Consider the following 14,683-nt stretch of genomic DNA (forward strand, 5'->3'; position numbering starts at 1 on the left):
GTTTTACATTACTGTGGATCACGCATTCCTTCTGTTAACTTAGGTACAATACCATTCATTAAATACTGAGCCGCTGTTCTTTTACCAACATGAACATCAGCTGTAACAGTAAGTCCAGGGGTTGGATGAAAAAAATTCGGTATACTGTGCAAAGTGTATTTATTGATTTTCAATCTTACACGATAAAAAGGTTTTTCTCGAAATTGTAAAGGTGCTGCACCCCGACGATTACTCATATCCTGACCTGTATCACCAGGCTGAAAGACATCGGCACTAACATTTGTTACAACTGCTTCCGCTCCACCATATTGTGTATAGGGAAAAGTATCAAATTTTATAATCGCTTTATCACCCAACTTCATATATCCAACATCCGCATCTTGTACAGCAGCTTCAACCTCCAAACCTGTACCAACAGGTACTAGAGTCATAAACGGCATTCCAGAATTTAGTATAGAACCAACAGAACCTTTTGAAATTGATAGTACGATTGCATCCTGTTCGGCCCTCATCAAAACTTTTTTACGACGAAGTTTTGCCTTTTCATACTCTCCCTTATCTTTTGCCAATTGTCTTTGAATTAAAGTTAGATTTTTATAAACTTCACCCTTCCAACTTTCAATGTAGGCCTGTTTATCAGCTAATAAAGATGCTATTTTCTTTTGCGTGGCATTCGCTGATTGTTGTGCTGTTATTAATTTATCCTCAACATCCATTAAAGTATCTTGCGAACCCAAAGTTGATAAGCGACTTCCCACTTGTTGTTCCTGCAATTTTTTCCGCATCAAATGAATATCAGATGCAACTTGCAATCTCCCTTTCAATACAGCAGTAGTTGCGAGAAAGTTTTTAAGTTGAAACGATTGTTCGTTGATTTTCTGGTTGAAACCATCAACTTTCGCATCATACTCAAGTTTTCTTTTTATAAAACTATTCCCCTGTTCTACCGAATAAGGATTAGATGGGTCCACTGTATAGTTTTTATTAGCAGCTTCGGCCTGCAAACGGTCAAATTCAGCCTGTCCACTTTCAACTTGTAAACGTTGATTATCAATATCAGCCTGTTGAATTGTCGGATCCAAATGAGCCAAAACCTGTCCTTTCGTTACAAAATCCCCCTCTTTAACATCAATTGATTTAATAATACTCTCTTCCATTGGTTGGATTAACAAAGGTGGATCCACTGAAACCAGTCGACCTTGAGCTGAAACCACTTTGTCAAGTGGAAACACACATAACGCGATAATGGAAAAAAGCGCCAAAGCTCCAATAACCCAAGTAATATACTGGGCAGAAGCCGTTGGCGGCATATTGATAATAGCTGCAGTAGGTGAAGTAAACTCTAGTAAAGCTATCGGCATATCAGCTTGAGATTCTGTCTCGTTATCTGCTGCAGGCAAATATCCTTCTGGTATGCTTGTCTGTTCATCAGTCGATGAAACATCTTTTTTTTCTGAAGTTTTTTTTATTTTTTTTTCAGTAGTATCTGTCAATTCATTAGAAATATTAGACTTTTCATTGTTATTTTCAGAATTCACATTTCCTGGCAACTGATTTTTATGGTTATCATCCACCATTTTATGTTCCTTCCGTAATTACAGGTTTCTGGGCTTCATTCTTTTTTGAATGCTTTCTCTCATCAACATGTCGATTTTGCTGCAACCATAAAGTACGATAAATTTCGCAGGTTTCTAATAATTGTTCATGTGTTCCAATTGCCTGCATTTCACCCTGATCCATAACCAGTATTTGATCACAATTAACTAATGATGATAATCGATGTGAAACAATAACCATCGTTCTTCCCTTGGCAATTCGCTCCAAATTGGCATTAACCAACGCTTCACTTTCAGGATCAAGAGCGGATGTTGCCTCATCTAGAATCATTAGTTTTGGGTCTAGAATAACAGCTCTTGCAATTGCAAGACGTTGCCTTTGTCCTCCTGAAATATTCGTTGAACCCTCTTCGATAAAAGTGTCATATCCTGCGGGCATACGTTCGATAAATTCTTCAGCGCCAGCCATTCGTGCTGCCCAGATAACCTTTTCCATCGTCAATCCGGGACGTCCAGCGGTAATATTATCCCTAATTGTTCCACGAAACAAAAAGTTGTCCTGTAAAACAACACCAAAAGAGCGTCTTAAATGGGTAAGATTGATTTCACGCAAATCTACACCATCCAGCCTTAGAAAACCTTCATAATTTCGGCTAACGCCTTGTAAAAGACGCGTTATAGTGGATTTACCGGATCCACTTCGTCCTACCAAACCCAACATCGTACCTGCTGGAATTGAAAAATTTAAATCCTTTAACGCCCGACTACTTCCCCCAGGATATGTAAAATTAATATTTTCAAAGGATAGCGCACCAATAATCTTTGGTCTTAATCCTGTAGTCAACGCTTTTGTTTCCGTTGGATTATTTAATATTTCCCCCGCTTGAAATAATGAGGTTTCTACTTCTGTTATTACGGTCATTAATTTAGCCAACCCAACGAGAGGAGCCGCGACACGACCTCCCAGCATCATAAAAGCAACAATTGCACCAGCATCAACTCCCGCTGTTGGATTGGTTATACAAATAAAGGCACCAATAAGAATAATCCCTCGATTGATAAAAAAATCCAACGGCATAACCAATGTTTCAGGCCAATTTTGCATACGCGTTGTTGATAACCGCCATTTACAAACCTCAGCAACGATATTATCCCATTCACGACGACGTGAAGGTTCCAAAGCTAAAGTTTTAACAGTTCGTATACCCGCAACGGTTTCATACATTGCTGATCCACGTGTCATTTCCGCTTCAATACGGTTACTATAATAATATGTTAAGGGTTTAATAAAAATAACCACAATTAAACCTATTAAACCTGCTGCAACAACGGTCAGCCATGCTAAAATAACACTAATGTAAAATAAGAATGGTAAAATAACAACTAATGTAAACAAATCCAGAAAAGTTGTCATTAATCGGCCCGTGATAAAATCTCGCACCTGATATATCTGAGAAACCTTTCCGATCAAACGACCAGTCTGTTGTCGTTCAAAAAATTCCAACGGTAAAGAAAGCAAACGATTATAGGTATGAATTGAAATACGAGCATCCAAACGTGTTGCCATAACGTTGGTAATCTCTCGTCTGGCATAACTAATTAAAATTTCATAAAAACTTAAGACAATCAACAATCCACTAATCGATACCAGTGTCGCCATTGATTGAAAAGCAACCACCCGATTTACAACCTGCATCACTATAAAAGCAGGAAAAATTTGCAAAACGCTGATTATCATCGAACTTATTGAAATATCACGCAAGGAGGCACGTTCACGCAATACCATTTTGAAAAGCCATTTAAAATCGAGCTTATCTTCACTTTCAGACAGGTTTTTATTTTGCTTTACAAGAAGAATATCACCTGTCCATGCCTGCCTTAAACGGACTTCTTCAACAGGAATAGGAGGTTCACCCTCTCCCTTCAACGGATCTCTTAAAAAAACAATCCTTTTTTCAGGATTGACACCCACCATCAATCCTGCGGAACCATCCTTAAACATTAGTACTATGGGAGGTGAATTGTACAAGCGTATCAAATATCGCCATTTCAAACGCATCCCTTTAGCAATCAGCCCCTGACTATTCAACCAGCGTGCCAAGGTTGCCGGGGATGGAGAGTCTTCACCAGGCTCAGCTGCAAAATCACGTATATCAAGATCAACCCCATGATATTTTGCAGCTGCCATTGTTGCCCGTAAACGAATCATCATTGGGGAAAGCTTCTGCGTTTTCCCTTGATTATTGCTTTGCCCTGCTCCTGACTGTATGGAGCCCTTATCTGGTTGATCCACCGATCATCCTTTATCAATTAAATTAACAAAATATTTTACAAATTTTTAATAAGAACAGCTTTTTTTAATATGCAGTCTTCATTATCATAAATTCATTTGACCATTAAAATAAACAATAAAATCATTTCCTTAATTAACTATATCAATTAATGCTTTGCAATTTTTCTGCCAAAATATCATTATCATTTTAATAATTCAATTCTTTTCATGCTGAATATGCAATAAATACTATAATGAGTTTTACCCTATCATTCTTTTCACATATCTTCAAACCGGACTTGGAGTATCAAAATTAATTCAAATAATTAAAATGCGAAATGGATCTCTTATTCTTTTTTTTATTTATTTAATAAATTTCATTTTATTAAAATTATGGTAGATATTTCAATTGAGTATCCTGATTTTAATAAATAAAAAATGCTAACATCAAGGTTTTCTATGTCCAAACAAAGTCAGCTTTTGAATCAACTTCATGAACAGATTCTTTTATGTGATGGAGGAATGGGATCCATCATTCAAGCACTTGACCTCGATATTAACAAAGATTTTTGGGGAAAGGAAAACTGTACAGAAATCCTTAATTTATCTAGGCCCGATTTGATTAGGGATATTCATAAACGCTATTTTGCAGCAGGTGCAGATATGGTGGAAACAAATTCTTTCGGAGGATCTTCCATCACCCTATCCGAATTTGACCTTCAGGACCAAACAAGAGAAATCAACAAACGTGCCGCTGAAATTGCCAATGAAGCCGCAAATTCATTTGCTGATAAAAAAAATAGATATATTCTTGGATCAATCGGACCCGGGACTAGACTACCCTCCTTGGGAAATATTGATTATGATTCACTTGAAGACGCTATTACAGAGCAATGTAGAGGTTTGATTGAAGGAGGTGTTCACGCTTTTTTAATTGAAACATGCCAAGATCCACTTCAAATCAAGGCTGCTGTAAACGCAACCAAGATAGCATTAAAAGAAGCTGATATTTTTTTACCAATCTTTGTACAAGTAACCATTGAGACAACAGGCACCCTTCTTGTTGGAAGTGATATCGCTGCCGCAGCGACCGTCATTGAAGCGTTGGATGTTCAAATGATGGGAATGAATTGCGGAACAGGTCCTCGGGAAATGGCCGAGGGTATCAAATGGCTATCTCAATACTGGCCGCATTTAATTTCAATGCAACCTAACGCAGGATTGCCAGAACTCGTCAACGGTAAAACGCACTATCCACTTTCTCCAGAAGAAATGGCCGTTTGGATGTCCCGTTATATAAAAGAACAGAAAATAAATATGATCGGTGGTTGCTGTGGAACTAATCCTAATCATATTGCTGCATTTGATCAGATGCTCAAAAACGAAGCGGCTATGGGGGGATGCTTCACAGACCGACCAGCCTGTATACCCAGAAGTTCAATATGGATTCCCTCGGTTTCAAGTCTTTTTACCCCCACACCTTTAAGACAGGAAAATAGTCTGTTTTCGATTGGGGAACGCTGTAATGCCAATGGCTCTAAGAAATGGCGTGATTTACAGGATCAACAAGATTGGGATGGATGCGTTACAATCGGTCGTGAACAACTGAAAGAAGGATCAAACGCCCTGGATGTTTGTATGGCTTTTGTAGGTCATGATGAGAAAAAGGATATGAAGGAAATTATTCCTCGCCTCACGTCATCTATCAATGTTCCTCTCGTTATAGATTCTACTAGTACGGAAGTGATTGAAACTTGTCTTAAACTTCATGGTGGAAAACCCATCATTAATTCAATCAATTTTGAGGATGGTGAAGAAATAGCGGCCCATCGTTTAAAACTGGCCCGTAAATTTGGTGCCGCTGTTGTTGCATTAACCATTGATGAACAAGGAATGGCACGAACACCTGAAGACAAATTACGAATCACCCGTCGATTAGTTGATTTTGCCTGTAACAAATATGGCCTGCCTCACTCCGATTTGATGATTGACCCTCTTACCTTTACTATTGCCACCGGAGTAGAAGATGACCGTAAACTGGGTTTATGGACCTTACAAGGGATCAAAGCCATCCACGATGAATTCCCTGACATTCAAATTGTGCTCGGATTATCCAATATATCATTCGGACTTAATCCAGCCGCCAGAGCAGTTTTGAATTCTGTTTTTCTTTATCATGCCCAGAAAATGGGAATGACAGCTGCCATTGTTCATGTTTCTAAAATACGGCCCATGCACCTTTTGGACAAAGATGAAGTTAAAGTCATTGAAGATTTGATTTTTGATCGAAGAACTGATGATTATGACCCGCTCAAAAAAGTTTTAGAAATTTTTGCTGATCGTAAAGCCACACAAGTGGCAACTCGCGCTATCGCTACCACCATTGAAGAACAATTGCATAACCGAATTGTAGATGGAAATCGCAAAGGTTTGGAGGATGATTTAAAAAAGGCGATGGAAACCTATGCCCCCCTTGAAATAATCAATTCCCTTTTACTTAATGGTATGAAAACGGTAGGGGAATTATTTGGATCCGGGAAAATGCAGCTTCCTTTTGTCCTGCAATCTGCCGAAACGATGAAGGCAGCCGTATCCTTTCTTGAACCTTTTATGGAAAAGAAAAATAATGAAACCAAAGGTACGATGATCTTGGCGACAGTTAAAGGGGATGTACATGATATTGGCAAAAATCTTGTCGATATCATTTTAAGCAACAACGGTTTCAAGGTTGTCAATCTAGGCATTAAAGTACCTGTAGCAGACATGATTAAGGCAGCAAAGGAACATAATGCTGACGCGATCGGCATGTCTGGATTATTGGTCAAATCAACTGTTATCATGAAAGAAAACCTTGAAGAAATGGCGCAACAAGGCCTCAGCATACCTGTCCTACTCGGAGGAGCAGCTTTAACACGTGCCTACGTTGAAGAAGATTGTGCGAAAATCTATAAAAAAAATAACGGGATGGTTGCCTATGCCAGGGATGCCTTTGATGGTTTGACACTTATGGAACAATTAACCCATGGTGATTTAGATAATTATCTAGCTGCCCAAAAAATCAAAAATAAAAGACCCAAACGTCCCGAAAAAAAGGAAAAAACCATTGTAGCTCCTCTTTCCATGGAAGAATCATCCTTGCGAAGAAATAAAATGACTTCTCACGAACCTCCCCTCAATCCACCATTTTGGGGTGCGCGAAAGTTGGAAATCAGTTTAAAAGCTGTTTTACCCTTCCTAAACGAACGTTCTTTATATCAATTGCAGTGGGGAATGAAAAAGCAGGGAAAAACGCTGGAAGAATTCCTGCAAGATGCGAAAACAAATTTACGACCAATCCTATACAAATTGATCCAACAATGTGAACAGAAAAAAATCCTTCAACCACAAGCCGTTTATGGTTACTGGAAAGCCGCTGCGAGCGCTGAGGACCTAATCCTCTTCGATAGGGATGGGAAAACCGAATTGTGCCGATTTACCCTTCCAAGACAGCCTGGCAATCAACGCATTTGCATCACTGACTATATCCGGGATTATAATGATCCCATTCGTGACGTAATTGGCTTGCAAATTGTCACTGTAGGTCAAAAAGCTTCAGATACAGCCAGAATCTGGTTTGAAGAAAACCGTTACCAGGATTATTTATATTTGCATGGTTTATCTGTTGAAATAACCGAGGCAATGGCTGAATATACGCATCAACGAATGAGGGCAGAGCTAGGTTTCAGTAGTGAAGATGATCCTGATATGAACAAGCTGTTGATGCAAAATTACCGCGGGTCCAGATATTCGTTTGGCTATCCCGCTTGCCCTAATCTTGAGGATCAAAAATATATATTGAATCTTCTTGACGCAAAGCAGATTGGAATCTCCCTATCTGAAGAATGGCAATTGCATCCAGAGCAGTCAACGTCAGCTTTGGTAATTTTTCATCCTAAAGCAAAATATTTTATTGTATAACAATAAAAATATGAATTTTCATTGACGCAATAAACATTCACATTTAATTTAGGTGACAAAATTTAAATTAGGTTAAAAACTTTTTTAACTATGTCACTTAAAAATTTTATAATCTGCAGAACTGAAGAAGAATCTTCTTTATGCTATCTAAACCATCACCTCTATATGGTTCAGAAAAAAAACAATCACCACCCTGTTTATTTGTCCACAACTGATATGAAAACAGGATTCATCCATGATAAAAAAAACCTGTTTGATCATGTTATTATAAAACATCAATTTCCTGGAAATTACTCTTTTATTTCCCGACGATTAAACTGTTATTATTATAATATTCCCATTACAACACATCATCATCAAACATTATTTCAAACTGTACAGCTAAAAAATAAACAATGGAAGAAATTCAAGCTTCAAAAAGCACATAAAATAAAATTTGATATAAACCAATTCAACACTCTGGTTAACAAAAAAATGAACAATTCTGTTAATCTGTATTGGTGGCGCAACAAACAGTTCACAAATATAGGTGATGAACTAAATTTATATATTATTGGATATTTAAGTAAAAAAATAATATGTAGAACCAATTTAAAAAACACAGACTTAATCGGAATAGGCAGCATTTTAAACTGGGCAACACCAAGAAACAGAATTTATCCTGTATGGGGGAGCGGAACTCTTTCACCTTCCTCATTACCTACTGAATTATTCAAGATTTCTTTATTACGTGGACCATTGACCCATGAATCCTTAACTTCACATAAATGTAAATTACCTTATGGGGATCCTGGATTAATATGTGATCGTATATATAACCCCAACAAAGAAAAAAAATATGACTGGGGTCTTATTGTTCATCACAGTCAATATAAAAAGAGTTGGGTAGAGCAAATATTACAAAATACACCCAATACTCTTTTTATTGATATCACCGATCCTGATATTAACGTTTTTATTGACCAGCTAAAATCCTGCAAATATATTGCATCCAGCAGTTTACATGGACTTGTTATTGCAGACAGCTATCATATCCCAAATATTTGGTTGTGGGATAATAAATTGCATGATGGAGGAAAATGGAAATTCTTTGATTATTTCGCAGGCATACATCGTACAGAAATAAATTTTTATAACCCCGTTTTATTCAAAAATTTAAATCATATTCCATTAAGACAACTTGATTTAAGCTATTTTGATAAACTCGAAAACACCAAGAACCAAATTATTGATAGTTTTCCGTTATAAATCATTCCATAATAAAATTTAAAATTAGCAAAACGGTATTTATTAAAAAATATAATCAATTATTCAATTCACAATAATAAATAATTAATTTAAATCTTATATTTATATTCAATAACATTGTGATAAGGTTAGAATAATTTATAATTTACATAACAATAACATAGTGATGGCTTTATCACCTTTTACTATTTAAAAATTAATCCCTTATCATCCTCAACCCCAGTTTATCTTAATTTATCTAAGTGTTTTTCTAGATAAGGATAAAACTCAACATGTTTTAGCATTTTTGACCTTGTTTCATCCTTATAGGCTTGACCAAGTTTTTTCAATTCAACCCGATTTTCATGTGTTTGAGATTTATGATATTTTTTTAAAATATAATTCAATTCATCATCTTGTGAAAAATTGATATAATCATGATCCGATACTGACATATTTATATTCTCCTTTATATGGAAATAGTAATTGTTTTAATTTATGATATAAATAATGAAAAAGCAATTTTCTTCCTGAAAAATATCAAAAAAATCAATATATTATCAAAATATCCCAATTAACGAAAACCGATACCAGTAATATTTTTAAAATTTAAATCCGACAGTTTCGAGAATTAAATTGGAAAGTTTAATTTCAAGCGCGTAAAATTATGCTATATTCACCTTTTGACAAGGAATTTTTCAATTATTTATATAATTTTAATTTATAACTTTTTTTATTTAAAAAACTTTTTTCTTCTAACTTCAATAACTTAAAACTTTAAAAGAGGATATTCCTTGAATTTTGTTACTGTAATTGATCTTGCTGGTAGTGTCGCCCTGCTTTTATGGGGTGTTCATATGGTTCAAACCGGTGTGCAACGAGCGTTTGGCGCACGGTTAAATCATTTCCTGTCAACCATGTTACGAAACAGATTCCAATCTTTTATCGCAGGTGCAGGCATCACTGCAATCTTGCAATCCTCAACTGCAACGGGACTTATGATCACTGGATTTGCCGCCAATGGGGTAATCGGACTACCTTCTGCATTGGCGGTTATGCTGGGGGCAAATGTTGGAACCACCCTAATTGTCCAGCTATTATCATTTGACGTGTCCCGTATCGCACCTCTTTTTGTTTTGGTAGGCGTCATCATGTTTCGCCGGGGTCTTAATCATATCCGTGATTTTGGACGCGTCTTCATCGGATTAGGCCTGATTCTGATCTCCCTACATCAATTTCTGGTAATCCTTCATCCCTATACCAACCAACCAGCGCTTCGTACAGTATTGGGCAACATTACAGATATGCCTTTTATTACAATTTTATTATCAATGATCCTGACCTGGATTATGCATTCTTCCGTGGCGGTTGTATTGCTAATAGCGTCCTTCGCCTCTCACAATGTCATACCTGCTGAAACAGCCTTTATCATGGTTTTGGGCGCCAATATCGGTACCGCTCTCAATCCCGTGATAGAGGGAACAGGAAAAAACGTGATTGCCAAACGTTTACCTATGGGAAATTTAATAAACCGTGTTATCGGTGCGGCCATTGTCTTTATCTTTATTCATCCACTCACCCATTGGTTCACATATTACTATCCTGATATCAACCGATCTATCGCCAATTTTCACACATTATTTAATATTGCAACGGCACTTCTATTCTTGCCTTTCCTAACCCCCTACGCCAATTTACTAAAAAAAATATTTCCACGCACAAAAGAGGAAACCGTTCAGGATCCCTCAAAACCAGTCTATCTTGATAAATCCGTCATACAATCACCTATTCTTGCCCTTGGCAATGCAACCCGAGAATCATTGCGTTTATGTGATATTTTGGAAAAAATGCTGAATGGTGTTGACGATAGTTTTAAAAATCAAACGCCTCAAATTGCCAGCGCCGCACGACGTTTTGATAATACGCTAGATAAATTAACAAACTCAATACAAAGTTACGTCACCGGTTTGGATCCCGAAGCTTTGAATCAAAATGAATTGAATCAGGTGGAAAAAATCCTAACCTTCTGTACACAAATTGCCAATGCGGGTGATGTCCTAGACAGGAATGTTCTTTCAACCGTACAGAAAATGGTTAAACAAAGAATCATTTTACCAAAACCCATGATGGATCCATTGCAAAAAATGATGCGACGCATCCATAAAAATCTGCATACAACAGCAACCTTGCTGATTAATGAAGACGAGAATATTGCCCGTAAACTTGCCGAAGAGAAGGATATATTCCGTGAAATTGAAAGCAAAGTTATCGCTATCTATTATGAAAATCTTCGACAAAGCACAGACGATAAAAAAAACCAGATTCAGTATGGTTCATTCATGATTGAATTGGCCCGTGATTTAAAACGTACAAACACTCATGTTGTAGCTTCAGCCGCCTACCCTGTTCTGGATCAGAATGGAATGCTATTACCCAGCCGTCTGCAACCTGAAGAGGATACAGAAAATTACGACAATGATCCAATCAAGATTTTACAACGTGAAGATAATATATTAACCCGTGATTGAAAAACTCTAAAAAATAATTTCTATTTATGATATAGTTCAACCACCTTCATAATTGAGATCTATGATTATCAAACAATTTACAGTTATTTGTTTTTTGTAATTAAAAATTATAAAAATATTTTTTATTTACCCATTGCGGTAAATGAATTGTTTATTTACTAATACCGCTTTACAATCTTATTAAAGGGAATAAGTTAATCAAGTGCTTAATTCTATGAACTGGATTGATCTTGTTTGTCTTGGTGTAATTATCCTTGGTGCCTTATCCGGTCTTACGCGAGGGTTTACTCGTGAATGTATAGGTCTATTTGGATGGATTATTGCAGCCAGCTTGGCCAATCGCTGGTATCCCGATCTTGCCCCCAAGCTATCGCCTTACGTAAACTCTGAAAATTTGGCAAATATTGCCTCTTTTATTGTTATATTTGCCTTGACCTGTATTGTCATTAATGCGCTGGCAAATGCCGTTGTCGGTCAAAATTCTGCACGAATCTCCCTTTTGGGTCGTCTGGACAGATTACTTGGTGCAATATGTGGTGGGGTTAAGGGATATGCAGGGTTGGCCATTCTCTATCTGATTGGCGGAATAATTTTTCCTGCCGCACAATGGCCTGAACCTCTTCAAGAAAGTCAAATGGTTCCCTATATATATCAGGGAGCTGTCCTGATTAATAATCTTCTCCCAAGCTCAATGCAACGGGATGTTGTTGTCCCCCAAACAAAGACACCAAGAGTATCAATACCTGACGGAACTGGATTACATAATGGAATATCTCATCAATCCTCTTCGACAGATCAATCGCATAATGATGAGCCTTCTGCTGTTCAACCAGAGGGGGGATATTCCTCAATTGCTCCCTCACAATAATCCTGGCCATTTTTAACTCATAAAACCCTTATCTATTCATTTATTTTCGGAATTGCGATGAATAAATCTAGCGAATCAATATCCTATTCAACAATACATACATCCCCAGATCATGAAGATGATAAATTTCATGAGGAATGTGGCGTGGTAGGCGTCTGGACAACACAGGATGCCGCATCATTGACTGCATTGGGATTACATGCCTTACAACATAGAGGTCAGGAAGCGACGGGTATTGTTACTTACGATGGAAATTTTCATATTCATCGTGGTTTGGGGCTGGTCGGTGAAGTATTTGCCGATCCCCAGGTTATCGCCAAATTACCAGGTGGAATTGCGATTGGTCACAATCGCTATGCTACAACAGGTGCCACGCAGCTTCGTAATGTACAACCTTTATATGGTGATTTTGAATTTGGTGGATTTGCTGTTGCCCATAATGGAAATCTTACCAATGCACAACTCCTTAGACAATCCCTGGTACGCAGAGGATGCCTATTCCAATCCAGTACAGACAGCGAAGTCTTTATCCATTTGATTGCCATTTCCCTGTACAGCAATGTTATTGACCGCTTTATTGATGCCTTAAAACAGGTTCAGGGTGCATATTCTCTGGTGGCCCTTTCCAAGGATATGTTAATTGCCGCTCGTGATCCGTTAGGTGTTCGTCCCCTGATACTCGGCAAACTCAACCAGAATAAGGAAAAAGAATGCTGGGTTGTTGCCAGTGAAACCTGTGCACTTTCCAGCATGGGCGCGGAATTTGTCCGTGATATCGAGCCTGGTGAAGTCATCATCATTAATGATGAGTGTATCCGTTCCATTAAACCTTTTCATAATATTTCTCATCGCTTTTGCATTTTCGAATATGTTTATTTTGCCCGTCCAGATTCCATTATTGAAAATAAATCCGTATATATAGCACGTCAAAAAATTGGAGCCGAACTCGCGCTTGAAAATCCCGTTGAGGCAGATATTGTTGTTCCTGTTCCCGATTCCGGTGTGCCTGCTGCGCTCGGCTATGCAAAAGCCAGCAATATTCCATTTGAGTTAGGCATAATCCGTAGTCATTATATAGGAAGGACTTTTATTGAACCGACTGATCAAATCCGTAATCTTGGAGTAAAACTCAAACACTCCACAAACGGTTCAATTTTAAAAGACAAACGCGTCATTTTAATTGATGATTCCATCGTCCGTGGAACAACATCCAAAAAAATCGTTGAAATGGTCAGAGCTGCAGGAGCAGCCGAAGTTCATCTGCGTATTGCCTCTCCCCCCACACGGTTTTCCTGTTATTACGGAATTGATACTCCATCAAAAGAAAAACTACTGGCACACACACATGATATTGATGAAATGTGCAAATTGATTGGGGCAGATTCACTGGGATTCATTTCATGCAATGGGTTATACAAAGCTCTGGAAGAAAAGGAAAGAAATAACGAAAAGCCGCAATATTGTGATGCATGTTTTACAGGAGACTATCCTATTCAACTTACAGATCATGACATGAACCTAACACAAAATAAATAATGAAACTGTCATGTCATCCTTAGTTACTCTCCCTTTTAAAAACAAGGTGGCTTTCATTACTGGTGCAAGTCGTGGCATAGGTCAGGCTTGTGCCATAGCATTGGCCGAGGCTGGTGCACACTGCGTTCTCAGCGCAAGAACGCAGGGAGGATTAATACAGACAGATAATATAATCCGCCAAAAAGGTGGTAAGGCCACCTTATTTCCATTTGATTTGCAACCCAAAAATCCATTCGATACAACAATTGATAATATTGGCCCTTCCATTGCCCAGCAATTCCATCAACTTGATATTTTCATTCATGCAGCCTTTCATTACACGCCACTTACACCTGTTGACCAAATAACGGATCAAGACTGGTCAAAAAATATTTCCATCAATCTTACAAGCTGTATGAAACTTGTTCGAACTTTGTCCCCCTTGTTATGCGCCACACCAAATTCTCAAGCTCTTTTTCTTCAGGGGATAACGAAACCCGGTGCATTTTGGGGATCAGTCACCTCTGTTCAGGCAGCTATTCAAAATCTTATAAATTGTTGGAAAGAAGAAATAAAGGATATCTCTACAGTTCATGTTCAAACCATTACCCCTCCACCAACCAAAACCTTATTGAGGCAATCCTTTTTTCCTGCGGAAGATAAAGATAAGCTTAATTCGCCAGAAAAAACGGCAAAAATAATTCTTGCTTTTTTACTAAAAAAACAAAATCCATAACGTTAATAAGTCAAAATTAATTGA

At 37.7% G+C, this 14,683-nt stretch carries 9 protein-coding genes; 6 read left to right on the plus strand and 3 right to left on the minus strand.

Annotated features, from left to right (window positions below; genetic code table 11):
- Positions 1–8: 8 nt before the first annotated feature.
- Entirely contained in the window at positions 9–1,577 is a 1,569-nt protein-coding gene (locus H3T44_RS05575) for an HlyD family type I secretion periplasmic adaptor subunit (protein ID WP_198184751.1), read from the minus strand.
- 1 nt (position 1,578) lies between these two features.
- Entirely contained in the window at positions 1,579–3,849 is a 2,271-nt protein-coding gene (locus tag H3T44_RS05580; protein WP_370552685.1) for a peptidase domain-containing ABC transporter, read from the minus strand.
- A 438-nt stretch (positions 3,850–4,287) separates the two neighbouring features.
- Here H3T44_RS05580 and metH point away from each other — a divergent pair, with 438 nt between their 5' ends.
- Positions 4,288–7,785, plus strand: a complete 3,498-nt coding sequence (gene metH / locus H3T44_RS05585) for a methionine synthase (protein ID WP_198196501.1) — start codon at positions 4,288–4,290, stop codon at positions 7,783–7,785.
- Between the two features lie 90 nt (positions 7,786–7,875).
- Positions 7,876–9,033: a polysaccharide pyruvyl transferase family protein gene (locus H3T44_RS05590; protein WP_110438677.1), complete on the plus strand. Its 1,158-nt coding sequence runs from the start codon at positions 7,876–7,878 to the stop codon at positions 9,031–9,033.
- A gap of 224 nt (positions 9,034–9,257) precedes the next feature.
- Here the strand turns inward: H3T44_RS05590 and H3T44_RS05595 are convergent, their stop codons facing one another.
- Positions 9,258–9,467, minus strand: a complete 210-nt coding sequence (locus tag H3T44_RS05595; protein ID WP_122123259.1) for a hypothetical protein — start codon at positions 9,465–9,467, stop codon at positions 9,258–9,260.
- A gap of 339 nt (positions 9,468–9,806) precedes the next feature.
- Here H3T44_RS05595 and H3T44_RS05600 point away from each other — a divergent pair, with 339 nt between their 5' ends.
- The 4 genes from H3T44_RS05600 (at position 9,807) to H3T44_RS05615 (ending at position 14,659) form a co-directional block, all read left to right on the plus strand.
- Positions 9,807–11,540, plus strand: coding sequence for a Na/Pi cotransporter family protein (locus H3T44_RS05600; protein ID WP_110438675.1), 1,734 nt, complete (start codon positions 9,807–9,809; stop codon positions 11,538–11,540).
- 202 nt (positions 11,541–11,742) lie between these two features.
- Complete coding sequence (locus H3T44_RS05605) at positions 11,743–12,408, plus strand: CvpA family protein (RefSeq protein WP_155568974.1); 666 nt, start codon at positions 11,743–11,745, stop codon at positions 12,406–12,408.
- Between the two features lie 57 nt (positions 12,409–12,465).
- Entirely contained in the window at positions 12,466–13,944 is a 1,479-nt protein-coding gene (gene purF / locus H3T44_RS05610; RefSeq protein ID WP_198196502.1) for an amidophosphoribosyltransferase, read from the plus strand.
- A gap of 10 nt (positions 13,945–13,954) precedes the next feature.
- Positions 13,955–14,659 (plus strand): SDR family oxidoreductase, encoded by a 705-nt coding sequence (locus H3T44_RS05615; RefSeq protein WP_198196503.1) that lies wholly within the window; start codon positions 13,955–13,957, stop codon positions 14,657–14,659.
- Positions 14,660–14,683: the final 24 nt, after the last annotated feature.

The organism is Commensalibacter sp. M0355 (genome assembly GCF_016101365.1).
Classification (GTDB): Bacteria; Pseudomonadota; Alphaproteobacteria; order Acetobacterales; family Acetobacteraceae; genus Commensalibacter; species Commensalibacter melissae.